25 protein-coding genes and 1 tRNA gene are annotated in these 22319 nt (G+C 61.7%); 16 read left to right on the forward strand and 10 right to left on the reverse strand.

What is annotated here, in order from left to right:
* Nucleotides 1–48 precede the first annotated feature (48 nt).
* Complete coding sequence (locus ABAC460_RS35960; RefSeq protein WP_023453552.1) at nucleotides 49–1473, reverse strand: alpha/beta fold hydrolase; 1425 nt, start codon at nucleotides 1471–1473, stop codon at nucleotides 49–51.
* A 132-nt stretch (nucleotides 1474–1605) separates the two neighbouring features.
* On the opposite strand from ABAC460_RS35960, the gene ABAC460_RS35965 reads away from it, so the two are divergent.
* The 8 genes from ABAC460_RS35965 to ABAC460_RS35995 all read left to right on the forward strand — a co-directional run bounded on the left by ABAC460_RS35965 (nucleotide 1606) and on the right by ABAC460_RS35995 (nucleotide 7874).
* Nucleotides 1606–3051 (forward strand): LytTR family DNA-binding domain-containing protein, encoded by a 1446-nt coding sequence (locus ABAC460_RS35965; RefSeq protein WP_023453553.1) that lies wholly within the window; start codon nucleotides 1606–1608, stop codon nucleotides 3049–3051.
* 72 nt (nucleotides 3052–3123) lie between these two features.
* Nucleotides 3124–3208 (forward strand) — tRNA-Leu (locus tag ABAC460_RS35970).
* 66 nt (nucleotides 3209–3274) lie between these two features.
* Nucleotides 3275–3715, forward strand: a complete 441-nt coding sequence (locus ABAC460_RS35975) for a hypothetical protein (RefSeq protein WP_023453554.1) — start codon at nucleotides 3275–3277, stop codon at nucleotides 3713–3715.
* 44 nt (nucleotides 3716–3759) lie between these two features.
* Nucleotides 3760–4215 (forward strand): GyrI-like domain-containing protein, encoded by a 456-nt coding sequence (locus tag ABAC460_RS35980; RefSeq protein WP_162150323.1) that lies wholly within the window; start codon nucleotides 3760–3762, stop codon nucleotides 4213–4215.
* 64 nt (nucleotides 4216–4279) lie between these two features.
* On the forward strand, nucleotides 4280–5509 hold the full coding sequence (locus ABAC460_RS48315) for an SMP-30/gluconolactonase/LRE family protein (RefSeq protein WP_023453556.1): 1230 nt from the start codon (nucleotides 4280–4282) through the stop codon (nucleotides 5507–5509).
* A 53-nt stretch (nucleotides 5510–5562) separates the two neighbouring features.
* Nucleotides 5563–6804 carry a dicarboxylate/amino acid:cation symporter gene (locus ABAC460_RS35985; protein ID WP_023453557.1) on the forward strand — a complete coding sequence of 414 codons (1242 nt, stop codon included), beginning with the start codon at nucleotides 5563–5565 and terminating at the stop codon, nucleotides 6802–6804.
* 16 nt (nucleotides 6805–6820) lie between these two features.
* Nucleotides 6821–7321: a hypothetical protein gene (locus tag ABAC460_RS35990; RefSeq protein WP_023453558.1), complete on the forward strand. Its 501-nt coding sequence runs from the start codon at nucleotides 6821–6823 to the stop codon at nucleotides 7319–7321.
* A 67-nt stretch (nucleotides 7322–7388) separates the two neighbouring features.
* Nucleotides 7389–7874, forward strand: a complete 486-nt coding sequence (locus ABAC460_RS35995; RefSeq protein ID WP_023453559.1) for a hypothetical protein — start codon at nucleotides 7389–7391, stop codon at nucleotides 7872–7874.
* Nucleotides 7875–7877: 3 nt separating this feature from the next.
* On the opposite strand, the gene ABAC460_RS49710 is transcribed toward ABAC460_RS35995, so the two are convergent.
* A complete protein-coding gene (locus tag ABAC460_RS49710; RefSeq protein ID WP_023453560.1) occupies nucleotides 7878–8024 on the reverse strand; it encodes a hypothetical protein in 147 nt (48 codons plus the stop codon).
* Nucleotides 8025–8233: 209 nt separating this feature from the next.
* Here ABAC460_RS49710 and tig point away from each other — a divergent pair, with 209 nt between their 5' ends.
* Nucleotides 8234–9586: a trigger factor gene (gene tig, locus ABAC460_RS36000; protein ID WP_023453561.1), complete on the forward strand. Its 1353-nt coding sequence runs from the start codon at nucleotides 8234–8236 to the stop codon at nucleotides 9584–9586.
* Between the two features lie 58 nt (nucleotides 9587–9644).
* Here the strand turns inward: tig and ABAC460_RS36005 are convergent, their stop codons facing one another.
* Genes ABAC460_RS36005 through ABAC460_RS36015 form a run of 3 tightly spaced genes read right to left on the reverse strand, consistent with a single transcriptional unit; the run spans nucleotide 9645 to nucleotide 10975 of the window.
* Entirely contained in the window at nucleotides 9645–10136 is a 492-nt protein-coding gene (locus ABAC460_RS36005; protein WP_023453562.1) for an SRPBCC family protein, read from the reverse strand.
* A gap of 14 nt (nucleotides 10137–10150) precedes the next feature.
* Nucleotides 10151–10612 carry a GyrI-like domain-containing protein gene (locus tag ABAC460_RS36010; protein WP_023453563.1) on the reverse strand — a complete coding sequence of 154 codons (462 nt, stop codon included), beginning with the start codon at nucleotides 10610–10612 and terminating at the stop codon, nucleotides 10151–10153.
* Nucleotides 10613–10624: 12 nt separating this feature from the next.
* Nucleotides 10625–10975, reverse strand: a complete 351-nt coding sequence (locus tag ABAC460_RS36015) for an ArsR/SmtB family transcription factor (RefSeq protein WP_023453564.1) — start codon at nucleotides 10973–10975, stop codon at nucleotides 10625–10627.
* Between the two features lie 122 nt (nucleotides 10976–11097).
* On the opposite strand from ABAC460_RS36015, the gene ABAC460_RS36020 reads away from it, so the two are divergent.
* Together ABAC460_RS36020 and ABAC460_RS36025 are read left to right on the forward strand one after the other, a co-directional pair.
* On the forward strand, nucleotides 11098–11430 hold the full coding sequence (locus ABAC460_RS36020) for a hypothetical protein (RefSeq protein ID WP_023453565.1): 333 nt from the start codon (nucleotides 11098–11100) through the stop codon (nucleotides 11428–11430).
* A 135-nt stretch (nucleotides 11431–11565) separates the two neighbouring features.
* Nucleotides 11566–12192: an ATP-dependent Clp protease proteolytic subunit gene (locus ABAC460_RS36025; RefSeq protein ID WP_006274252.1), complete on the forward strand. Its 627-nt coding sequence runs from the start codon at nucleotides 11566–11568 to the stop codon at nucleotides 12190–12192.
* Between the two features lie 292 nt (nucleotides 12193–12484).
* Here the strand turns inward: ABAC460_RS36025 and ABAC460_RS36030 are convergent, their stop codons facing one another.
* Nucleotides 12485–13075 carry an HAD-IB family hydrolase gene (locus ABAC460_RS36030; RefSeq protein ID WP_023453566.1) on the reverse strand — a complete coding sequence of 197 codons (591 nt, stop codon included), beginning with the start codon at nucleotides 13073–13075 and terminating at the stop codon, nucleotides 12485–12487.
* Between the two features lie 319 nt (nucleotides 13076–13394).
* Here ABAC460_RS36030 and clpX point away from each other — a divergent pair, with 319 nt between their 5' ends.
* Complete coding sequence (gene clpX, locus ABAC460_RS36035; protein WP_023453567.1) at nucleotides 13395–14657, forward strand: ATP-dependent Clp protease ATP-binding subunit ClpX; 1263 nt, start codon at nucleotides 13395–13397, stop codon at nucleotides 14655–14657.
* Between the two features lie 48 nt (nucleotides 14658–14705).
* Here the strand turns inward: clpX and ABAC460_RS36040 are convergent, their stop codons facing one another.
* Complete coding sequence (locus ABAC460_RS36040; protein WP_023453568.1) at nucleotides 14706–15260, reverse strand: DUF1697 domain-containing protein; 555 nt, start codon at nucleotides 15258–15260, stop codon at nucleotides 14706–14708.
* Nucleotides 15261–15474: 214 nt separating this feature from the next.
* Here ABAC460_RS36040 and hemA point away from each other — a divergent pair, with 214 nt between their 5' ends.
* Nucleotides 15475–16698, forward strand: a complete 1224-nt coding sequence (hemA, locus tag ABAC460_RS36045) for a 5-aminolevulinate synthase (protein ID WP_023453569.1) — start codon at nucleotides 15475–15477, stop codon at nucleotides 16696–16698.
* 97 nt (nucleotides 16699–16795) lie between these two features.
* On the opposite strand, the gene ABAC460_RS36050 is transcribed toward hemA, so the two are convergent.
* The gene (locus ABAC460_RS36050; protein ID WP_052012747.1) at nucleotides 16796–18004 is read right to left on the reverse strand and encodes a Ppx/GppA phosphatase family protein; all 1209 of its coding nucleotides are present in this window, start codon (nucleotides 18002–18004) and stop codon (nucleotides 16796–16798) included.
* Between the two features lie 266 nt (nucleotides 18005–18270).
* Here ABAC460_RS36050 and hspQ point away from each other — a divergent pair, with 266 nt between their 5' ends.
* Nucleotides 18271–18600 carry a heat shock protein HspQ gene (gene hspQ / locus ABAC460_RS36055; RefSeq protein WP_023453571.1) on the forward strand — a complete coding sequence of 110 codons (330 nt, stop codon included), beginning with the start codon at nucleotides 18271–18273 and terminating at the stop codon, nucleotides 18598–18600.
* A 160-nt stretch (nucleotides 18601–18760) separates the two neighbouring features.
* Entirely contained in the window at nucleotides 18761–19543 is a 783-nt protein-coding gene (locus ABAC460_RS36060; RefSeq protein ID WP_155914641.1) for a hypothetical protein, read from the forward strand.
* 2 nt (nucleotides 19544–19545) lie between these two features.
* Here the strand turns inward: ABAC460_RS36060 and ABAC460_RS36065 are convergent, their stop codons facing one another.
* Both ABAC460_RS36065 and ABAC460_RS36070 read right to left on the reverse strand, forming a co-directional pair.
* The gene (locus ABAC460_RS36065) at nucleotides 19546–19860 is read right to left on the reverse strand and encodes a hypothetical protein (RefSeq protein WP_023453573.1); all 315 of its coding nucleotides are present in this window, start codon (nucleotides 19858–19860) and stop codon (nucleotides 19546–19548) included.
* Nucleotides 19861–19863: 3 nt separating this feature from the next.
* Nucleotides 19864–20058, reverse strand: coding sequence for an RHS repeat domain-containing protein (locus tag ABAC460_RS36070; RefSeq protein WP_023453574.1), 195 nt, complete (start codon nucleotides 20056–20058; stop codon nucleotides 19864–19866).
* A gap of 304 nt (nucleotides 20059–20362) precedes the next feature.
* Between ABAC460_RS36070 and ABAC460_RS36075 the strand changes: the two genes are divergently transcribed.
* Nucleotides 20363–22315: a hypothetical protein gene (locus ABAC460_RS36075; protein WP_023453575.1), complete on the forward strand. Its 1953-nt coding sequence runs from the start codon at nucleotides 20363–20365 to the stop codon at nucleotides 22313–22315.
* Nucleotides 22316–22319: the final 4 nt, after the last annotated feature.

Consider the following 22319-nt stretch of genomic DNA (forward strand, 5'->3'; position numbering starts at 1 on the left):
CGGCTGGAGCTTTTTCATTTAGACCAGCCCGGCGCGGCGCGAAAGGCCCTACATCCTGGGGGCGAACGACGGCGCGGGAACGGTTACGCGATCGGTATGCGGTGTATCTCCGCGCATGAATTCGCTTATGACCTGGGTGACTTCAGGCGACAGCATGAACAGGTTGTGGCCGGCATTGACCACCGTCACCGTGGTCACCCGTGTCAGGCCGGAAACCGCGGCCGTCTGCTCGGCCGGATAGGTGCGGCCGTCCAGGGTGCCGGTCAGGACCAGAATGGGCATGTCGCCCTGCGGTGCGGCACGAAAGCCATCGCCCAGGTCGAGCCCCAGGGCGCCCGCCAACTGCGGCATGGGATAGTTCAGCAGGTCACCCAGCACGGCGGTCTTCGCTTCGGCTTCGACCCGGGCCAGGCGATCGGCGCCGATGCCCGAGGCGATATCCATGGCCAGCGGCATTAGCCGGAACTCTTCCGGCGCCCCCGGTGTCACGAAACGCCCGAACAGACCGGCCACCGGCTCGGTCATGCCGGCATCGACGGCCAGGTACAGCATCAATATCTGCGCCGCGTTCTGCGGATCGGCAATCGAGCCGCTGGCCAGGAACTGCATCATTTCGCCCGTCAGCAGCATGGGTTTCGGCCCGTCTTGCGTTGGCACTTGCAACAGGACCGGTTCGGCATCCAGCCGGGTATGGACGCTCCGCATCAGCCCCTTGATGTCGGGATAGACGGCCTTGGCCGCCGGCTCCTGGTCGATGGCGGCCTGCAGGCGATCGAAATAAGCGTCGGTCTGCGACGGTAGCTTCACTGTCTGGTCAAGCCCCTCGACGCTGGCCAAGACCATACGGTCGATGTGCGGCCCCATCTCTTTCGCGGCGGCCAGGGCCAGGTGCGTGCCGTAGGAAATGCCCCACAGGGTCACCTTATCGGCGCCGAGATGGGCGCGCAGGGCGTCGATATCGCGCGCGCTTTCGACGGTGGTGTAGCCGGCCGGATCGAACCCGGCGGCGCGCCAGAAGGCGCCGCACTGTTCGGCCGCCTGGCGCAGCATCCGGTTCCGGTCAGTTGGTGCGACGACGCGGTCCATGGGGATCACCACATCCGACACGCATTTCGGCGCCGTCTCCGACAGGCCGGTGCCGCGCTGGTCCAGCGCGATGACATCGCCGAATTCGCGCATGGCCATGAACAGGGGGAAGCGCTCGCCCTTGGCCGTGTCTATGCCCGACCCACCGGGTCCGCCGGCCAGGTAGACGATCGGCGCACCCGGTTTGGTGCCGGTGGCCGGAAAGCGGACATAGTGGATGTCGATATTGCGGCTCTTCGGATCGGCGCGGTTTTCGGGCACGGTAAAAGTGCCGTGAAAGGCCTCGACCTTGTCGCCCGAACGGCTTTCGAACAGTTGCGCCTCTTCCGCCGCCAGGACGGGCGAGGCGATAAGGACCAGGGCGGCGAGGGGGATTATGATTTTCATAGGGCACCTGAGTTGAACGATGGTCCCAATCGAGCCCATCGCGCGCCGGTTTTCACCTCCGTTTCGGCTGGCGGTGGCGGATTTCCGGTGACCGGCGGTGACCGGCACCGCCAAATCGGCTAACGGTTGGACATGAAGCTGTTCCTCACCGCACTCGTCTTCTTTCTGTTCGGACAATCGGCCGTCGCCGCCATGGCGCCGGTCAAGTCGCTGACCGTTTGTCCGGCGCAGCGGTTCGACGACCCATCCTGCCGCAATGTCCCGATCGCCGAGCTCGACCCGCAGGGCCGGGATGTCTGGATCCGCGCCACGGTCGATGTTGCGCCGTCGGAGGAACCCATGGGTCTGTACGTTTTGGCCAAGGCCTCAAGCGAGGCCTGGGTCAATGGTGTTCGTGTCGGCAACAACGGCAAGCCGGGCGCCTCACGGGCGCTGGAAACGCCGGGTCGCATGGACAGCGTGTTTTATCTCCGTAACGGTCTGTTGCGCCCGGGTAGCAACGAGATCGTCCTGCGAATGTCGTCGTTTCACGGTACGGTCCACCTAAGCCAGCCGGTACACTGGATCGCCATCGCGCCTTACAGCGACCCGACCGACATGCTGTTGCGGCTGTACTGGCCGTCCCTGGTGACCTTCGGAGTGTTGCTGGCCGGGGCCTTCTTTTTCGCCAGCTCGGCGCTGTCGGCGGTCAATCGCCGCGATCCACTGCTGCTGGCGCTGTTGTCGCTGCTGGCGGCCGCGCAGCTGTTCGCCGAAACCTATCGCGGCCTGACAGCCTATGCCTATCCGGTCCACGACGGACGCCTGATCGCCATCACCACCCTGTCGGTTGCGTTCGGGATTACCCTGGCGGGCCTGATTGTCTGGCGGTTTGTCGAACGTCGGCGGCTGATGGTGTTGGGGAGCATAGCCGGCCTGATGCTGGTCCCGCTGGTCTTGATGCCGGGCTTCGACGGCAAGGCGGCCTTCTCGCTCCTGGCGGCTGCCGTGGCCTGCGCCGCGGTCGCCGGACGGGTCGCGCTGAAAGGCGATCGTGCGGGGATGGTCGCCTGTGGGGTACTGGGCGTGTTCGCCGGCTCCGTCCTGGTGTTCCAGGACATCTTCCTCAACACGGTCTTCTTCTACGAAGTCGCAGCCGTTCTGCTGGTCCTGTTTGCCATTCGCGCCTTCGGGTTCGAGCGCGAACGGCGTGAGCATGAAAAGGAACGGTTGCGCGCTCACGACCTGGAAGCGGCCCTGGCGCGCGGCACCCAGCCGGTAACCTTGCGCATCAATGCCGCTGGCCGGGTCGATATCGTCAAGGCGTCGGACATCATCCTGTGCAAGGGGGCGGACGACTATGTCGAGCTGCAGTTGGTGGACGGCCGGACGATTCTGCATAACGGCGGCCTGACGGAACTGGAGAGCGAACTGCCGGCCAGCTTCCTGCGCGTGCACAGGTCGTTTATCGTCAACACGGCCTTTGTCGAGAAGTTGACCCGCGACGCGACCGGCACCGGCGTTCTGACCCTGTCAACCGGCGCCCAGGCCCCGGTCAGTCGCCGCATCATGCCGAAAGTGAGGAGCGCGTTAAGCTGACATATGCTTGAGATTAATCGCGGCTGCGCGCTTGACCTTGCTCGCGGTTTCCGCCAAGAACGCCGCGGACCTGCGGATGTGGCGGAACTGGTAGACGCACTGGGTTTAGGTTCCAGCGCTGCAAGGCGTGGAGGTTCGAGTCCTCTCATCCGCACCATTCCCCACCATGACCATGACAGAAACGCCCCTTGCGCTTTCGCATCGGTCTGCCACATAGCAGGGCATGACCGACACGAACCCTACCCAAACCTACCGTCCCTGGCTGTCCATCGCCGTGCTGGGCGGATGTCTGGCCCTGATCACCGTCCGCATGGTGATGATGGGCGCGTCCCCGCAGGTGATGGGCAGCCTGCCTTTGATGATACCGCTGGTTGGGCTGTTCGGCTGGTACATGACCAACCGGTTCAAGCTGTCGGCCGACGGCTTTGACAATCGCTATCTGTGGAAGCGGCAGGTCTATCAACGCAGCGCCATCACGCACATCGAGGACGTGCGCAGTTTCCGCGGCCGAACTTCGGTGGTGTTGATGGTGACTGAGCCCGATGGCCGGACCCGCCCTATCTATGTGTCGCCGCCGGGGCAGGGCGGCCGGGCTTTCCTCACCTGGCTGCGCGGCTTGCCGGGCTCCGAGAACCTGCCGCCGGTACCTGCTGCCGGGAATTGACGCAGGCACACCGGCTTATGACGAAAACCGAGGGAGATTTCGACATGACCACCTATCGTCTGGAAACCGCGCCGGTGCGCAAACTGGCCGGCCTCAGCGGTCACTACGACATGACCACAAATTCGCAGATCCCGGCGCTGTGGCAGAAATTCAATCGCTTCGACCTGCCCGAACGGCCGGAACCCGAGGTCTATTACGGCGTCTGCTATAACAACAGCGACGACGGTTTCCACTATCTCTGCGGCGTGGAGATCGCCGGCGATGCCGGGCTCGCGGCCGAATTCACCGTCCTGGACGTAGAGGCGCAGACCTACGCCGTCTTCACCCACAGCGGACATATCTCCGGAATCGGCGCGACCTGGGGCACGATCTGGCACCATCACGTGCCGCAATCGGGCCTTAAGGTCGTGAAAGCGCCGTTCTACGAGCGCTATGGTCCGGAATTCGACCCCGAAAGCGGAAACGGCGAAGTGACCATATGGGTTCCCGTTGCCGCCTAACCGTTTTGTAACTGGCGCAACCTCTTGCCCGTGATACCGTCGTTCGTGGAGAAGGAGCGTTATCATGCGGTTTCACGGGGTTTGGCTGGCGGCTGCCTGGCTGGTTGCCGGCAGCGTCATGGCGCAGGATTTCGACATCAACGCTTTCCGGCAACACCGTAAGACGGCCATTGCCGCCGTCAATAGCGGTGACTTCGCCACGGCCCGCAGCGAAATCGCCCAGGCCCGCGCCCTGTTGCCATCGGCGCCATCGGTCCTGATGCTGGGCGCGCAGATCGAGTCAGCCGCCGGTGACAACCCAGCGACCAAGGCCTGGGTGGACGATTACCTCAAACGCGGCCTGTGGTTCGAGCCGGCGCGCTATCCTGGCCTGATGATGGTCCTGGATGACGCCGGCAAGGCGCAATTGGCGGCCAATGGCGCCGACCTTGGCAGCTTCACCACGGTTGCCGGCATCCCCGAAACCGTCCTGGTCGAAAGTGTTGCCATCGCCGGCGACGGCAAATTCTATTTCAGCTCGGTCCATGACGGCGCACTCAACCGGCTGGCGCCGCGCTACGTCATGCAAGGCCTGCCGGGTGGCGTCGGCGGCTATGGCCTGGCCGTGGACGGCGATACGGCGTGGCTGGCCACCAGCCCGGGCGAAGTCTCCGGCCATTCGGCGGGCGTGCACCAACCCGAGGTGGTCCACATCGGCTTGCGGGATGGAAAATCGTTGCAGTATTTCGGCCACAATGACGCCAAGGGCTTCAATGACCTGGCGATCGGCAGAACCGATCTCTACACCAGCGACAGCCAGGGCGGCGCCGTCTATCGCCTGAGGGGGCGGGCAGGGGCGTTGGAGGTTCTCATTCCCGCCGGCAAGCTGGGCTCGCCCCAGGGTCTTGCCGAAAGCGCGGACGGTAAGACGCTGATCGTCGCCGACTATCCGTCGGGCCTGTGGCGGGTGGATCTGGCGACCGGTTCCGCCGCGCTGCTGCCCATACCGGATACGGCGTCGCTGGCTGGTGTTGACGGCGTGGTGCGCGACGGCGACGACCTGATCGTCGTCCAGAACGGCGTCAAGCCGGCCCGCGTCCTGCGCGTCCGCATGAAGCCGGACTGGCAGGCGATTGACTCGGTTGAGGTTCTGCTGCGCGGCGGTCAACTGGAAGAACCGACCGGCGGCGTGATCGATGGCGGCGACTATGTCTTCGTCGCCCGCAGCCAATGGAGCGATTTCGGTGAAGACGGCGCGGTCGTCGAAAGCGGCGTCAAACCGGCCATCATCGGCCGGCTCAAGCTGCGCGATTGACAAGCCGCCGCGGTCCATCCGATAGTCGCCTGAAATCTTTTCGGGGTTCCCGTATGAAGTCGAAATTCGCGCTGTTCATTCTCGCCGCCATGGTGCTGGGCGTTGCCGCCGGATGGGGGACCCACAACTATCTCGACGCGGCCTATACGCCGACGGCGATCATGATCTTCGGGCTGCTGACCAAGATCTTCATCACCCTGATCAAGATGATCATTGCGCCCCTGGTGCTGTTCACCCTGATCGCCGGCATCGGCCACATGGAAGACGCCGCCGCCGTCGGGCGGGTCGGCGTCAAGGCCATGGCCTGGTTCCTTGGCGCCTCGATCGTGTCGCTGCTGCTGGGCATGGTCATGGTCGAATGGCTGCAGCCCGGCGCCGGCATGACGCTTCAGGCCGCCGGTGATATCGCCAAGACGCCCTCGACCGCCGGCTTCACGTTCGAAAGCTTTATCCTGCACCTGATCCCGTCGTCGATCATCGACGCCATGGCCAAGAACGAAATCCTGCAGATCGTGGTCTTCTCGGTTTTTGTCGGCACCGCCATCGCCATGCTGGACGACAAGGCGCCCCAGATCATGCATCTGGCCGAGCAGGGCGCGGCCATCATGCTGAAGGTCACTGAACTGGTCATGCTGTTCGCCCCCTTCGCCATCTTCGGGGCCCTGGCCAAGACCGTGGCGGAGCAAGGCCTGCCGATCCTGATCACCTACGCCAAGTTCATGGGGTGCTTCTATGCCTCGCTCGGGACGCTGTGGGTGATCCTGATCGTGGCCGGTCTGCTTGTCGTCGGGCCGCGCCTGTTCAAGATCCTGGCCGTGGTGCGTGATCCGGCTTTGCTGGCCTTCTCTACGGCGTCGTCCGAAGCGGCCTACCCGAAGGTGCTCCAGGCCCTGCCGCAGGTCGGCGTGTCGCGTAAGATCGTCTCGTTCGTCCTGCCACTGGGCTATTCGTTCAATCTCGACGGCTCGATGATCTACTGCACCTTTGCGACTCTGTTCATCGCCCAGGCGCATGGCGTCGAGTTCAGCACCGGCCAGATGGTGATGATGCTGTTCCTGCTGCTGATCACGTCCAAGGGGATTGCCGGCGTGCCGCGCGCCTCTCTGGTGGTGATCATGGCGACCCTGACCTATTTCGGCCTGCCGGAAGAGTGGATCGCCCTGGTTCTGGGCGTCGACCACCTGCTCGACATGGGCCGCTCAGCCACCAACGTTGTCGGCAACACCGTGGCTTCTGCGGTGGTTGCCAAGTGGGAAGGGCAGCTTGAGCCCGAGGTGAAACCGGAAAATGCCTAGATTGGGAGGTAGCGCTATGAAGGTTTTGACGGTCTGGATGTCGGTTCTGGTGTTTGCCTGCCTTCCGGCGTCGGCGATGGCGCAGACGCTCTGGCAAAATGTGTCAGAGGGTATGTCAAAAGCGCAGGTGTCTGCGGCTCAACCCTCCGCGCTCCCTGCCAGCGACGGCGAACTTTTGTCCTACGGAGCCAGTTGCGATCTGGCAATCTCTTCTCAAACGGTTGCCGGCAGGCCGTACAGGGTTTGTTTCTATTTTACAAACGGTGAACTCGTTCAGGTTTCGCTGGTATCCGAGTTTCTTGCCGGCAAGGAGGATGTCAACACGGTGGCGGAACTCCTGCAGACAAAATATGGCGCCGCCATAAAGACGGACGCCACGGATAGGTTATGTGATGCGGAATGGAAAGCGGGCGAAGACACTGTGGTGACCCTGCTCTACGTAAATGCGGCCGGGACCAATCTGCTGGGTATTCACTACCAGTCAGTCAAACAAGTCGCATTGTCCAAAAGCCTGTAAGTGACACATAGCGTGTTCCGTCGCGCCCGGCGGCGTAAGTCGTAAACACCGATTGGGAGGTTGCGCTATGAAGGTCTTGACGGTCTCGATTTTTGTTCTGGTGCTTGCCTGCCTTCCGGCGGCGGCGATGGCGCAGGCCCTGTGGCGGAATGTCGACTACGGCATGACGAAGTCGCAGGTTGCCACGGCCCAGCCGTCAGCGCGGCCGTCGACTGAAAAGGAATCTCTTCGCAACGGCGCCACCTGCGATCTGGCGATCGACAATCAGATGGTCGCCGACCGTCCTTTTCGAGCCTGCTTCTATTTCCTGAACACCAAGCTCCATCAGGTGACGCTGTCGGCTCAGAGCCCGGCAACGAAAGAGGATCTGGATGCGGTCCTTCGTGCGGTTGTCGATCAGTATGGCGACGCCTTGTCTGTTCAGGACACCGGCGACATCTATGACGGTACATGGTCGATCGGCAGCGACGTCCGCTTTTCAGTTTTCTATGCCAATATCGGCGGAACCGGTGGCATGATGAACCTGGTCTATCAGTCGGCCGCGGGCCAGTAGGCGTCAACGCACGGTCGGGCCGTAGCCGGCGGAGGTACGCGCTTCGAAGATGGTCTGGAGGCTGGCTTCGATACGCCGGCGTGCTTCCTGCGACGACAGCGGGCTGTCGACGACGAAACGATCGAACGGGATCAGATATTTCAGGATCATAGGCGCCCCCCGGTTTAACCAAGCCTATCACGAAAAAGGCGGCAAACCACACTTTTACCAAACCTAGCCGTTGACCTGCCGCGCAATCATGCCATAAGGGCTCATCTTTTGGCGCGCCCGCAGCAAGCGGTCGCGCTTTGTCTCTTTCAGCCGCCGGAATCGGGCCCGTTCAGGGAGCGGACACTGATCCGGCTTAAGGTGCCAAATCGATGCAAGTCGTTGAAAAACTGAATGAAGGTCTCAGCCGCGTTCTCGAAGTCACGGTCGCCCGTGACCAACTGAACCAGAAGCTGGACGCCAAGATCGCTGAGATCACCCCCAAGATGAACATCAAGGGCTTCCGTCCGGGCAAGGTGCCCCAGGGCCATGTCCGCAAGATGTACGGCAAGGAGCTGATGAGCGAGATCGTTCAGGAAACCCTCAACGAAACCACGCAAAAGGCCCTCGACCAGGCCTCGATCCGTCCGGCGTCGCAGCCGGAACTGACGCCGATCGGCGACATCGAGCAGGTCATCAAGGGTAATTCCGACCTGGCCTATTCCATCGCCGTCGAAATGATGCCGATCTTCACGCCGATCGAGCCGGCCTCGATCGAGCTGACCCGCCCGGTCTACACGCCCTCGGACGCCGACATCGACGAGTCCCTGAAGAACGTCGTGTCGCAGACCAAGCAATACGAAGCCAAGACCGGCAAGGGTAAAGCTGCCCCGAAGGCGGAAGACGGCGACAAGCTGGTCATCGATTTCGTCGGCAAGATCGGCGACGAAGCCTTTGAAGGCGGTTCGGCCGAAGGCGCCGAACTGGTGATCGGTTCGGGCCAGTTCATCCCGGGCTTCGAAGAGCAACTGATCGGCACCAAGAAGGGCGAGACCAAGACGCTCAACGTCACCTTCCCCGAAAACTACGGCGCCAAGAACCTGGCCGGCAAGGAAGCTACCTTCGAGACGACCGTTCAGGACATCCTGGCGGCGAAGGAAGGCGAAGCCGATGACGAGCTGGCCAAGACCCTGGGTCTGGAAAGCCTCGACGCCCTGAAGAACATCCTGAAGACCCAGCTTGAGCAGCAGTTCAACAGCGCGTCGCGTTTCAAGATGAAGCGCGCCCTGCTGGACATCCTGGACGAAAAGCACGACTTCGAGCTGCCGTCGCGCATGCTGGACGCCGAGTTCCAGGGCATCTGGAACCAGGTTGAGCAGGACAAGGCCAATGGCCAACTGTCGGAAGAAGACGCCGCCAAGTCCGAAGAGGACCTGAAGGCCGAATACCGCAAGATCGCCGAACGCCGCGTCCGTCTGGGCCTGGTCCTGGCCGAGATCGGCACCCGCCAGAACGTCCAGGTCACCGACCAGGAAGTCACCCAGGCCATCATGCAGGAAGCCCGCAACTATCCGGGCCAGGAGCGCCAGGTGTTCGACTTCTACCGCAACAACCCGGCCGCTGCAGCGCAGATCCGCGCACCGATCTACGAAGAAAAGGTCTGCGACCTGATCTTCACCCTGGCCACGGTCACGGACAGCCCGATCAGCAAGGAAGACCTGCTGAAGGAAGAAGACGAAGCGTAATTCGTTTTCTATCAGAAATTGAAAGAGGCCCGCGTCAGCGGGCCTCTTTTTCGTTCCATCAGCCCGTTAGCAAGCTTTCCAACCGAGCGTAGCTGCCTTCCATGCCATCGGACATGCCGGTAGCCATGGCGCCGTCGCGGGCTTCCTTTGACGGATAGACGACGGTCAGGGTCATTTCGGTCCGGCCGTACTTTTCCTCAAGCAGAAGGGTGCAGGTGGTCTGGCCGCCGGTCCAGTCTTCGTCGAACAGTTCGGTGTGCACGATCTTTGCCGGTGCTTCGATCTCGAGGTAGGTGCCGCCCATACCCATGGTGCGGTCGGGCGCCTTCTTCCAAACATAGCGGAACGTGCCGCCGACGCGCAGGTCGATTTCGCACACCGGCATGGTCCAGCCGTCAGGGCCCAGCAGCCAGCGCCTGACCAGTTCGGGCTTGGTATGGGCGTCAAAAACCAGCTGCACGGCCGCCTTGAAGGGCCGCTTGAAGCACAGTTCGGTGTCGGAAGGCGCCGAGATTTCCAGGGCGCCGTAAACCTTGGTTATCACATTCATGATCGTGATCCTTATTAGGCTAGCGGGCGATTGAGCTGGGTCTGGTACTGCGACGAATCCGGTCCGGTTTCAGGGCCCTTGGCGTAGACCTCCCACAGGGTGTCCGCCGGAGTCAGGTCCTGCGCCTTGATCCAGCCGATAAACTGACCCCAGGCGCCCCCCAGGCCTTCATAGCCGCCGGTATAGACGGTGCGTGCCGTCCGCCCGCCAGGCAAGGTCCCGTTGGTCACCCGGCCTTCGGGCTTTATCTCGGAGTCCACCGGCAGGCAGATTTCGAAATCAAAGTTTTCGCCCGGCATCTTCAGGTGATGGGTGAACCATGGGCCGGTCGGCGTGATGCCTTGGGCGCCCAGGGTGGCGTGCAGTTCCTGGATGCCGGGCCCCATCACCTTCATGATTTCGGAGGACGGACAGGTAATGGCGATGCGGGCCACCTTTTGCGGTGGCAGGTCGAGGACTTCGGGTGTGCTGATCATGGTGCGGTTTCCTTAATTGATCGGATCGTTGGAGGTCGGGCCGGCCTGCAGCGCTTCCAGCAGCGAATCGAGGCGCTGGTAGCTGGCTTCCAGGGCGCGAACATAGTCGTCCATCCACGAGGTTGCGGCTTTCAACGGCTCGGTCTGGGCGCGGACAGGGCGTTTCTGGCCGTCGCGACCGCGGGTGACCAGGCCGGCGTGCTCCAACACCTTCAGATGCTTTGAGATGGCGGGCTGACTCATGGCGAAGGGGGCGGCCAGTTCCATCACCGTCTGTTCACCCGACGCCAGCCGGGCCAGGATAGCGCGGCGGGTGGGGTCGGCGAGGGCGATGAAGGTGGCGTCAAGGTCGGCGGGGGACATTTTCATAACTCACAAGTTATATAACTTATTGGTTATATATATCGATGCTGACGGCCTGTCAACGGGCAACGGAATTTTCAGATGTCGGTGGTAGTTTGTTACAGAAAATCCGGGGGTATCCGATGGAAGTGCTGACATTTTTTGCGGGGGCGACGTTCGGTCCGGCCGTCGGCGCCTTTTTCTTTTTCAGATGGCGGCATGCGCAAGCGGGTTATAGTGTGGTTGAGGGCGCCGTGACGTTCGTCGTTCTGCTGGCGACGTTAATCGGTTACGTCTTTCTGATGATGAGCGGTGAGGCCGTTTTGACCGGAAAAGACCATTCAGAGTGGCTGGCCGGCCCCGGCGTCGTGGCCTTGTTCCTTGGCCTTTTCTTGCTTCCGGCTCTGGTGGGCCTTCTGTTCGGACACATCGCGGCCTTGGTCGTGAAGAGAATGCACCCCGGTACCGGCAGGTAGTGACCTGCGATCACCCCTTGAAAACCGCTGCGCAAATTGCCAAGTTGATAAGGAAAGCGCGGCGCACACCTAGGGTTAAGAATTTCCCCTTACAAAACGCATGACGCCCAATTTTGAACGCCAAAGGATTCGTCTATGCGCGACCCCGTCGATAACCTGACCTCCTACCTGATCCCCACTGTCATCGAGCAGTCCAGCCGCGGCGAACGCGCCTATGACATCTATTCGCGGATGCTGAAGGAGCGGATCATCTTTTTGACCGGTCCGTTCGAAGACGGCATGGCCACCTCGATCTGCGCCCAGCTTCTGTTTCTGGAATCGGAAAATCCGAAGAAGGAAATTTCGATGTACATCAACTCGCCGGGCGGCCAGGTGACGTCGGCCTTGGCCATCTACGACACCATGCAATATATCAAGTCGCCGGTGACGACGGTGTGCATGGGCATGGCGGCTTCGGCGGGTTCGCTGATTCTGCAGGCCGGTGAGAACGGCCAGCGCATTTCGCTGCCGAACTCCAAGATCATGGTGCACCAGCCCTCGGGCGGCGCGCGCGGCATGGCTTCGGACATCGAAATCCAGGCCGAAGACATGCGCAAGACCAAGAAGCTGCTGAACGAAATCTACGTCAAGCACACCGGCCAGCCTTACGAAGTCATCGAGCGCACCCTGGACCGCGACCGTTACATGACGGCCGAGGAAGCCAAGGAATTCGGCCTCATCGATCATGTCTACGAGAAGCGCGCCGACCCGGTAGCTGCGTAAGCTTCCGATAATTCACTGAATTCAACGCGGTTCCGGCAACGGAGCCGCGTTTCTTATTGGCGGTGCCGCATGCGCCTTGGCAAGGGGAACACGGAAAACACCGAAGGCCGCTCCGCGGCTACACTGAAGTCACGGAATTCAGGTGTTGGAATACGCCGCGCGAAGCGCTTTTTTACGGTACTACGGAAAGAAAGCGCTTCGCGCAGCCCGGAGCCGATTTCAGTGTTTTCCGTGTCGACGCCGAAGGCGGCGCTCCGTGGTTTCCGTGTTCCTCTTGTTTCTTCTCAAAGGCTTATGGCTTTTGCTTGAACACCCGGTAGTGACCATGGCGCGCCGCGGCGATCATGGCGTGGTCGCCGGCGGTATCGCCATAGGCCTGGTCCAGGTCAAAGCCGTCACCGAAAACTGCCCGTAAACGGCACATCTTTTCCTCGCCACGACAGTTGATTCCCTCCAGGTCCGGCCGCAACCGACCGTCGGCCGTAAAACCCAACTTGGTCCCGATCACCCTGTCGGCGCCGATCAGCGCCCCCAAGGGCCCCACGACAAGTTCCGGCGAAGCGGTCACGATCACCCGTTTCACGTCGCTGTCAGCCAGCGAATCCCATGTCCGCAACGCATCCGGCCGGAACAGTGACCGTCCCGTCACGCTGACATAGGCCTGAATCAGGATTTCCAGTTCCGTCTGGTGGATGTCACCCAACAGGTTGTACAAGAATTGCGATTTCAGCGCGCCGCGATCGCGGTCGCTCAGATACCGGACAAACGGCCCGGGTTTTGCAAGGATGGCCTTGCCCAGTCCCATCGGACCGCGCAGGAACATCAGGAAGGCGTTGAAACTGTCCTTCCAGGTGAGCGTGCCGTCAAAATCAAAGGCGGCCACAACGGGAGTTGCGATTCGCGGCTGTGTGGTTAAGGGGGAGGGTGTTTTGGGGGGCATATTTACGCATGGGGAAGGGGATGTGGCTTTTATTCCACGCCCGGACCACCATATGTGGGGATCAAGGCCCCGATGAGACCGAAGCGCGGTTGAGACCTGCTCTAAACTGTGCATAAATGCGGATCAATCGGGGCGATGTATATTTGTGGAACGGCGCTCTTAGGCTTTGTTAAGCACTCAAGGGCTAAGGTGCCAGGATTGTGCGGTGATTTGGCACCTTGAAAGTGCCGTCTTTTCCGCGACGTGAAGGTGAAGAAAGCATATGACGAAAGCCGCGACGGGCGACAGCAAAAGCACCCTCTATTGCTCCTTCTGTGGAAAGAGCCAGCATGAGGTGCGTAAACTCATCGCCGGGCCGACCGTGTTCATCTGCGATGAATGCGTCGAGCTGTGCATGGACATCATCCGCGAAGAGCACAAGATCGCCTTCGTCAAGTCCAAGGACGGTGTGCCGACTCCCAAGGAAATCCGCGAAGTCCTGGATGACTATGTCATCGGTCAGTCGCAGGCCAAGAAGGTCCTGTCGGTCGCGGTGCACAACCACTATAAGCGCCTGAACCACGCCCAGAAGGGCAATGACGTCGAACTGGCCAAGTCGAACATCATGCTGATCGGTCCGACCGGTTCGGGTAAGACCCTGCTGGCCCAGACCCTGGCGCGCATCATCGACGTGCCCTTCACCATGGCCGACGCGACGACCCTGACCGAAGCCGGTTATGTCGGTGAAGACGTCGAAAACATCATCCTGAAGCTGCTCCAGGCCGCCGACTACAATGTCGAACGCGCCCAGCGCGGCATCGTCTATATCGACGAAGTCGACAAGATTTCGCGCAAGTCCGACAACCCGTCCATCACCCGCGACGTGTCGGGCGAAGGCGTGCAACAGGCCCTTCTGAAGATCATGGAAGGCACGGTTGCCTCGGTTCCGCCCCAGGGCGGCCGCAAGCACCCGCAGCAGGAATTCCTGCAGGTCGACACCACCAATATCCTGTTCATCTGCGGCGGCGCCTTCGCTGGCCTGGAAAAGATCATTTCCGGCCGCGGCAAGGGCTCCAGCATTGGTTTCGGTGCTTCCGTGAAGGATCCGGAAGACCGCCGCACCGGCGAAGTCCTGCGCGAAGTCGAGCCGGACGACCTGATGAAGTTCGGCCTGATCCCGGAATTCATCGGCCGTCTGCCAGTCCTGGCGACGCTGGAAGACCTGGACGAAGTCACCCTGGTCAAGATCCTGACCGAGCCGAAGAACGCGCTGATCAAGCAGTACCAGCGCCTGTTCGAAATGGAGAACGTGTCGCTGAACTTCACGCCGGAAGCTTTGATGTCGGTGGCCCGCAAGGCCATCGTCCGCAAGACCGGCGCCCGCGGCCTGCGTTCGATCCTGGAAGCCATCCTGTTGGATACCATGTACGAACTGCCCACCATGCAGGGCGTCGAGGAAGTGGTCATCAACGGCGAAGTCGTCGAGGAACGCGCCCAGCCGCTGCTGATCTACTCCGAAAAGCGTTCCGGCGGCGCATCGGCATAAGCCGGCTGCCAACGCTGAACATTCAAGGCGGTCCGGCGACGGGCCGCCTTATTGTTTTTCGAGATCCGCCGCCATGTCGCGCAGGGTTTCGCACGTGTTGAGATTGCGCGCCGTCATATCAGCCTTGAGGCATTGCCCAAGCTTCTCGATCAGCTTCGATTGGCCGATGCCGTCGGGGGCGTAGAAATAGAACGCCTCGTCCGTCAGGGCATAATCCTCGGTCTCGGCCTTCAGTTCCTGCATGCGGTCGTCCTTGACCACGCTCGCCGGCGCCAGAAGGAAGAAAATGTGCTGGGCCTTACCCTTATGCTCGCGGTCCTTGAACGGGTTCGCCGCCATGACCCTTTGGATATGCGTAAGGTCGATCACCAACAGGGGGGTGCGAAAGCCGAAATTCGCCTCGACCAGATCCTGGATCATGGCGGTCAGGTCGGCTTGGTCGCGATCGGAACGGAAGACAACATTGCCGCTGGCGATATAGGTTTTCACGTCGGTCAGGCCCTGCGCCAGCAGCAACTTGACCAGCTCCTTCATCGGCATGCGATTACCGCCGATATTGATGCCGCGGAATAGCCCGATCCAGATTTTTCCGGGATTTGACATGGATCAAGCCTTTCGCAGGGATTCGCCGCTAAGTTGGTGCTGCGACAAAAAGCATCACAAAATGGGCTGGAGTTCGCAAGCGATTTGCCACATTGTCGAAAAACAATGCGTGCGACGTGGTTTTTTGCCTGCGTCGTCTTGTCTGGAAACGGCGCAGGCGTTATCTGCGCTGAAGAATTACGTCGCGCCTGCCGGCACGATGACGGAGTTTGAGATGGACTATACCGCCGCTTTTGAGGCTGCCGTCGACCGGGTACGTTCCGAAGGACGCTACCGCGTGTTCGCCAACCTGAAGCGCCACGCCGGCTCCTTCCCGCGTGCGACCTGGATCCGCGACGACGGTTCCGAAGCCGACGTCACGGTATGGTGCTCCAACGACTATCTCGGCCAGGGCCAGAACCCGGTCGTGCTCGACGCCATGCATAAGGCGATCGATGAGGTCGGCTCGGGCTCCGGCGGCACCCGCAACATCTCCGGCACCACCTACTACCACAACTTGCTCGAAGCTGAGCTGGCCGACCTGCACCGCAAGGAAGCCGCCCTGGTCTTCACCTCGGGTTATGTCGCCAACGAAGCGGCCCTGTCGACCCTGTACAAGATCCTGCCGGGCCTGGTGGTTTTCTCCGACGCGCTGAACCATGCCTCGATGATCGAAGGCATCCGCAACGGCCGCGGCGAGCGCCACATCTACCGCCACAATGACCTGGCCCACCTCGAAGAGCTGCTGCGCGCGGCACCCGCCAATGCCCCCAAGCTGATCGCGTTTGAATCGGTCTATTCGATGGACGGCGACATCGCCGACATCCGCGCCACGGTGGCCCTGGCCAAGAAATACGGCGCCCTGACCTATATCGACGAAGTCCATGCCGTCGGCATGTACGGCGAACGCGGCGCCGGCGTTGCCGAACGCGACGGTATCATGGGCGAAATCGACATCATCGAAGGCACGCTGGGCAAGGCGTTCGGCATGATGGGCGGTTATATCGCGGCCAAGGCCGTGGTGGTCGACGCCATCCGCCTGTGGGCTTCGGGCTTTATCTTCACGACCTCGCTGCCGCCGGCGATCATGGCCGGCGCTGCCGCCAGCGTCCGGTACCTGAAGGACCACAACGAAAAGCGCATCGCTCACCAGGAGCGCGCCAAGACTTTAATGGAACGTTTCAAGGCAGTCGGCATCCCGGTCTTCCCGTCGGAATCGCATATCGTGCCGGTGCTGGTCGGTTCGGCCGTCCACTGCAAGATGATCTCGGATATCCTGCTGAATGATTTCGGCATCTACGTCCAGCCGATCAACTATCCGACCGTACCCAAGGGCACCGAGCGCCTGCGCTTTACGCCGTCGCCGGATCACGACGACGGTATGATGGACCACTTGGTCCAGGCGATGGACAAGCTGTGGACCCACTGCAACGTGGCGCGCATGCCGTCGGTGGCGTAATGTTTGACGGCTGAGCTTGCTGTTGCGACAGCAAGAAGGGGTGTCCACAGATAAGCCAGATGGATAGCGTCAGCGCGGATAATCCGGCCGGATCGCGTCAATCGGAAAGCGCTTCGTGCGGGCGCGATATCGGCCCCTTACCCTTGCCACGCCGCCGCCGCCGCGTCTTCTTTTTCGCCATCGACAACAACAAACCCTCCCGCAGCCCCCGGTCAGCCACCCGCAACCGCGTACACGGCCATTGCCGCTGAACGGCTTCCAGGATCGCTGCCCCGGCCAAAACCAGATCGGCGCGGTCACGGCCGATGCACGGCTCCAGCTCGCGTCCGGCACGCCCCAACTGCAGCAACCGCTCGATGACGGTTCGGCAATGGCGATGCTCCATCCACAGCCCATCCACCTGCGAGCGGTCATAACGCTCCAGACCCAGATGCATCCCGGCCAGGGAGGTGATCGCCCCCGAGGTGCCAACAATATAGGCTTCACCGGCGGCGAAATGCGGCCGCAACCCATCGGCGTCGCTGAATCCGCCCAGCCTTTGGGTCACTTCATCCACCATGGCCTCGAACCAGGCCTCGGGATCACCGGTTTCCGGTTCGGGAAAGCGTTCCGCCAGGTTCACCACGCCCACGGGCAGGGAGATCCAATGGCGCGGTCGCGGCATGTTCCGGGTCATGCGTAAAGCGCGCTGCTGGGCATCGGCCTGGCTGCCGTCGCCTTCGACCTCGCCACCGCCGGCCAGTTCGACCCAGCTCAGCTCGGTCGAGCCGCCGCCGACATCCATGACCAGGGCCGCGCGCGCCACAGGGTTCAGGTCGCGTCCGTCCAGCAGGGAGGCGCAGCCCATGACCGACAGGTGGGCCTCTTCCTCGGGACTGATGATGGTCAGTTTCAGACCGGTCTCACGCTCGACCCGGGCAATGAAGTCGCGGCCGTTGCGGGCGATGCGGCAGGCCTGGGTGGCGACAGCGCGAATCCGGGCGACACCGCGCTTTTCGATCTTCTCGGCGCAGATCTTGAGCGCCTTCAGGGCGCGTTCCATGGCGCGTTCGTGCAGCTTGCCGGAATGGGCCAGGCCTTCGCCCAGCCGGACGATGCGCGAAAAGGCTTCGACGATCTTGAACTGCGAATTGTTGAAGGTAGCGATCATCAGCCGGCAATTGTTGGTGCCGAGGTCGAGCGCGGCATAGATGCCAGACTCCCGCCCACCAGACTCCCGCCCGCCATTCTCCCGCCCGCCTTTGGGTGCCGAATCACGGCGGCCCGCGGCGGATGCCCGCCGTACATATGAGGGAGCCCCGGTCATCGGCTCATACCCCGCTGAATTGGTTGGACGCCCGCGGCGTCCCTTCCTGTCCACCTTAGGGTGCGGCGGTTACAATGCCAACCGCTTTTTGAAAGATTATGAGATTCAGCAGGATAGGCCCGGCTCTTGATCTATTCGGCGTTAACCACATTGCGCGGTTCATGAAAATGCGAAAAACCCGACAACCGAAGGGGGAAGGGGCATGAAATCCACGTGCGACCGGGTGCACTATGTCCGGGCTCAGGGGGAGTACGGGTCTCAAAGACATGGCAGAACAGCGCGCAAAATTTGATATCGGTCAGATCGTGAGGCACAATCTGTTCGAGTTCCGTGGTGTCATTTTCGACGTCGATCCCGAATTCTCCAACACGGACGAATGGTGGGAAGCCATCCCCGAGAGCGTGCGCCCGTCCAAGAACCAGCCGTTTTATCACCTTCTGGCCGAAAACGGCGACAGCCACTATGTCGCCTATGCCTCGGAAGGCAATCTGTGCTGCGACGACACGGGCGGCCCGCTGCAACACCCCCAGACCCGGTTGCTGTTCGATCGCTTCGAAAACGGGCGATATTTGCCGAGGAAGCGTTTGGCGAACTGAGCAGCGGTTTCGAGTGTCCCGGTCGTACTATTAGTTTCGCGCTGCTAACAACGCTGGCGCGGCTGCAGGTTTAGGCTCTCAATATCTCGACGTAATCGGTCCACATCCTCTTGAACGGCCGTCCAACCTATGCCTTTAATGCAACCAGAGGTGTGCGGGGATGCAGGGCAATTCGATCGCCGTCATGGCGAAATTCCGGGTATGGGTGGGCGCCGGCCAGGCTGTAGGACGCGCGGTCCGGGTACATGTCTTTACCCAACGGATTCTTCGCCAATTGCATCTCAGACGGCGAAGCGTTGCCGTCGCAGGTTCGTTGTTGCTACATGTCCTGGCGCTTCTGGCCCTGTTGCCGGTCATGTCTCCTGGCGGATTGTCGGCTGGCGGCAGCGTCGGGGACGGCCACGGGACGGTAGACGGACCGGAAGTATCCCTGTATGATTTTGCCCAATCACCGCGCCGCCCCACGGCGAAAGCGCAGGAGGCAGAAGACCTGGAAGAACTAACCAAACCGGCGACAGTCGAACAGCTTGACATGGCTCAACCCGAAATCACAGAGCCTCAGTTCACCGCGTTCACCGAAATGAAGCTGCCGCAGGTCGCGACAACAGGAGTTTCGACCTCGGACATCCAAAGCGAAGCCAATCGCGGCGCTGCCGGTACCGGCGGCCTGACCGAGGGCCAGGGTGACGATCTGTGGGCGGCGATCGCGCCGTGCTGGCGCAGGATGGCGGATGAAACGACCCTGCCAGTGCGGCTGGAGGTGACATTTTCGCAAACCGGAGATCTGGCGGAACCGCCTGTAATTGTTCGCGCCGAGGGACTGGCCGGCGATTCGCGCGTTCTGGTTTCCGAATCGCGTGCCATCCAGGCCCTCGCCGAATGTGGTGCTTACCCGATGGCCGGGGGGCGCGAGCGGGTGGCGATCAATTTTCCGGCGCCGTAGGGTCAGTTGCGTTTAATGTGCACGTCTGCGCTGGCGTGAGCGCCTTCAGCATTCTGTACCGTGAACGTGACGGTGGCCTGGGTATGCGGCTCCAGCGTCAGGGCGATCCCGTCAGACGGCGAAACGATATAAAGTGTGGCGCCAGACGCGGACGTGCATTGCGCGACCAGGTACTCGACAGGCACGGTGATCGCCACAGGCGTTTCGGCATCGGCGACGGTGAAGGTATAGTCGCTGCAGGTGACATCGCCGGCATGAGCGGCCACAGCGCTCAAGAGGAATGTCCCGGCCGTCAGGAAAGCGCGCAGGAGTGCCATGGCTTAGCTGCCCGCCTGACGTGTGGTCTGGGTACGGTTGCCCGCCGCGTCGTAGGCGTAGTAGATGGCGCTGCCGTCAGGGTAGTGAACCTCGACAACCCGGCCCAGCGCATCGTACTTGTAGGTCGTGGTACCGGCAACGGCCTGACATGCCATCACGGCCGCGGCGGCCACGGCCAAACCCAAGACAAACCTCATGAATCCTGAACGGCATGGTGCGGTCGAAGAGCGCATGTGACGCATCAAATCCTCCCCCGATGAGACACGCAGCTTCCGCAATATTTTCCCGTATGGCAAGATCAATTTTTTAGGAAGATGTAAAAAATTCGCCACGGGATGGCATTTTCAACTTGCCGATCGGCCAGCCGCATGATCCTTTGGGTCGCTGGGTGCCATTGGGGGTTGTTTCATGCGACAAGGTCGAAGTGCGGTGCTTTGGGCTCGCGGGTACCGGGGAGCTGCCCTCGCGATAGCCTGCCTGGCGGGCTGTCCCGGTGCGGCTATGGCCCAGGAAGCGTCGTCCGGCTCCGGGCCGCCGCCGGTGCTCAACCCGGAATCCAGCATCAACGGTGTCGACATGGTCACCGGCGCCTACTCCTACGCCTCGCCGCTGGGGCTTTCGGCGCCGGCGGCCGGTGTGCTGCAATACCGCTCTACCGCCAATGGCTGGCGGCTTAGTCCTTCACCCGCCGCCATGCCGGGCCTGTATGAGGCGCCGTCAACAACTTCGATCAAGGGCTGGGAATGGCTGGTGACCGTCTCCACGGGCGGCGGGTCCTACAGTTTCGACTGTGAATTCGACGGCACACAATATCTCTGCCAACTGGTTGATGACAATCGCGGCGTCAGCCTGGCGGTCACCAGCTTTACCTGGAACGCCTCGTTGGGCCGTGCCGACCCCAAGAGCTACACCTTTGTCGGCCGTGACGGTTCGACCTTCGTGTTCGGCAGCGCCGCGATCCAGTTGTTCACCGAAAACAACCCGCTGAACGGCTATATCGACTACTACCTGCTGCCATCGGGTGAAAAGGTCACCAATACCGGCACGTCGGTCGTCCCGGCGACCCTCATCAGCAATCTCGGCTATACCCTGAAAACCGATACGCCGCAGATACTGAAAGGCACGACCGTCCTGAGCAGCCTCACGGTCAGCAAGACCGTCTCCGGCGGCACCACGACATTCACCGAAACGGACGCCCTGAGCCGGACTTTCACCGCAAGTTGGGAAGTCTATCTTTGTTCGGCGACCTACAAGCATCATGTGGCATCGACGACTTCGCCCGGTGGCCTCGTGACCTCTTTGACCTACAGCACCACCACGAGCAAACACCGGACCCAGCCGGTGACGGGCCTGACGCGCGGCGGCGTCAACTGGACCTATACGCCGAACTTTAGTGGCAACTCGATCAGCCTGGCCTGGCCCGAAGGCGGATCGACGACGGTTACCTCGAACGTCCTGGGCACGGCCGATTCCAGCACCTGCGCCGACGGCAACAGCACGATCGGCATGGTCCAGAGCGTCAGCGATCCCCTGTCTCGGACCTCCAGCTATAGCTGGATCGATTCACAGTTCCTGGGTTCCGCGACCCAGCCGGAAGGCGGCGGGGCGGCCTATACCTATGACGACCGCGGCAACCTGTTGACCGTAACGCGCAAGGCCAAGCCAGGCAGCGGGATCAGCGACAGCGTGATCTATCAGGCGAGCTACAGCGCCACACCATCTGGTTACGACCGGGTGTGCGCCGACGCCGACCGCAAGGTCTGCAATCAGCCTCTGTGGGAAAAGGACGCCCTGGGCAACCAGACCGACTACACCTACTACAGCCACGGCGGTAAGAAGACGGTGACCCTGCCGGCCGATGTCGCCGGTTACCGTTTGCGGACCTTCTACACCTATACCGCCTACAATACCGGTGACGGCCTGATCCAGCGCCTGACCCGGACCGAGACCTGCGGCCTGCTCAGCACCGAACTCAGCCTGACCGCCTGTCCGACGACCCGAAGTGGCAGCGATGTCCGCCATCTCACCCAAGTAACCGTGACGGATTACGGCACCTCGACCACGGCGCCCAACACCTACAACACCTTCCTGCCGTACCAAATGACCAAGACTGACGGCGGTAGCTTCCTGTCAGCGACGGTGACCTACGCTTACGACGCTTGGGGGCGGGTGACCTCGGTGGACGGGCCGCTGGCCAGTACGGTGGACGTCACCTACACAACCTACGACTCCGTCGGTCGCAAGGTGTTCGAAATCGGGGCTGATCCCGATGGCGGCGGAGCGTTGCTGAGATCCGCCGTTAAACACACCTACAATGTCGATGACCAGGAGACAAAGACCGAGACCGGCACGGTCACCGGAACCGATGGCTCGGGCTTCGTGGTGTCGAGCTTCACGCGCATGACCTATGACACCCTCGGGCGGCTGACCAAAACCGAAACGGTGCAGCCATGACCGG

This window comes from Asticcacaulis sp. AC460 (genome assembly GCF_000495795.1).
Classification (GTDB): domain Bacteria; phylum Pseudomonadota; class Alphaproteobacteria; order Caulobacterales; family Caulobacteraceae; genus Asticcacaulis.

Bases quoted from the DNA above. Each gene is read 5' to 3' on its own strand.
- ABAC460_RS35960 (WP_023453552.1), bottom strand. From the start codon at position 1,473: ATGAAAATCATAATCCCCCTCGCCGCCCTGGTCCTTATCGCCTCGCCC.
- ABAC460_RS35965 (WP_023453553.1), top strand. From the start codon at position 1,606: ATGAAGCTGTTCCTCACCGCACTCGTCTTCTTTCTGTTCGGACAATCG.
- ABAC460_RS35975 (WP_023453554.1), top strand. From the start codon at position 3,275: ATGACCGACACGAACCCTACCCAAACCTACCGTCCCTGGCTGTCCATC.
- ABAC460_RS35980 (WP_162150323.1), top strand. From the start codon at position 3,760: ATGACCACCTATCGTCTGGAAACCGCGCCGGTGCGCAAACTGGCCGGC.
- ABAC460_RS48315 (WP_023453556.1), top strand. From the start codon at position 4,280: ATGCGGTTTCACGGGGTTTGGCTGGCGGCTGCCTGGCTGGTTGCCGGC.
- ABAC460_RS35985 (WP_023453557.1), top strand. From the start codon at position 5,563: ATGAAGTCGAAATTCGCGCTGTTCATTCTCGCCGCCATGGTGCTGGGC.
- ABAC460_RS35990 (WP_023453558.1), top strand. From the start codon at position 6,821: ATGAAGGTTTTGACGGTCTGGATGTCGGTTCTGGTGTTTGCCTGCCTT.
- ABAC460_RS35995 (WP_023453559.1), top strand. From the start codon at position 7,389: ATGAAGGTCTTGACGGTCTCGATTTTTGTTCTGGTGCTTGCCTGCCTT.
- ABAC460_RS49710 (WP_023453560.1), bottom strand. From the start codon at position 8,024: ATGATCCTGAAATATCTGATCCCGTTCGATCGTTTCGTCGTCGACAGC.
- tig (WP_023453561.1), top strand. From the start codon at position 8,234: ATGCAAGTCGTTGAAAAACTGAATGAAGGTCTCAGCCGCGTTCTCGAA.
- ABAC460_RS36005 (WP_023453562.1), bottom strand. From the start codon at position 10,136: ATGAATGTGATAACCAAGGTTTACGGCGCCCTGGAAATCTCGGCGCCT.
- ABAC460_RS36010 (WP_023453563.1), bottom strand. From the start codon at position 10,612: ATGATCAGCACACCCGAAGTCCTCGACCTGCCACCGCAAAAGGTGGCC.
- ABAC460_RS36015 (WP_023453564.1), bottom strand. From the start codon at position 10,975: ATGTCCCCCGCCGACCTTGACGCCACCTTCATCGCCCTCGCCGACCCC.
- ABAC460_RS36020 (WP_023453565.1), top strand. From the start codon at position 11,098: ATGGAAGTGCTGACATTTTTTGCGGGGGCGACGTTCGGTCCGGCCGTC.
- ABAC460_RS36025 (WP_006274252.1), top strand. From the start codon at position 11,566: ATGCGCGACCCCGTCGATAACCTGACCTCCTACCTGATCCCCACTGTC.
- clpX (WP_023453567.1), top strand. From the start codon at position 13,395: ATGACGAAAGCCGCGACGGGCGACAGCAAAAGCACCCTCTATTGCTCC.
- ABAC460_RS36040 (WP_023453568.1), bottom strand. From the start codon at position 15,260: ATGTCAAATCCCGGAAAAATCTGGATCGGGCTATTCCGCGGCATCAAT.
- hemA (WP_023453569.1), top strand. From the start codon at position 15,475: ATGGACTATACCGCCGCTTTTGAGGCTGCCGTCGACCGGGTACGTTCC.
- ABAC460_RS36050 (WP_052012747.1), bottom strand. From the start codon at position 18,004: ATGACCGGGGCTCCCTCATATGTACGGCGGGCATCCGCCGCGGGCCGC.
- hspQ (WP_023453571.1), top strand. From the start codon at position 18,271: ATGGCAGAACAGCGCGCAAAATTTGATATCGGTCAGATCGTGAGGCAC.
- ABAC460_RS36060 (WP_155914641.1), top strand. From the start codon at position 18,761: ATGCAGGGCAATTCGATCGCCGTCATGGCGAAATTCCGGGTATGGGTG.
- ABAC460_RS36065 (WP_023453573.1), bottom strand. From the start codon at position 19,860: ATGGCACTCCTGCGCGCTTTCCTGACGGCCGGGACATTCCTCTTGAGC.
- ABAC460_RS36070 (WP_023453574.1), bottom strand. From the start codon at position 20,058: ATGAGGTTTGTCTTGGGTTTGGCCGTGGCCGCCGCGGCCGTGATGGCA.
- ABAC460_RS36075 (WP_023453575.1), top strand. From the start codon at position 20,363: ATGGCCCAGGAAGCGTCGTCCGGCTCCGGGCCGCCGCCGGTGCTCAAC.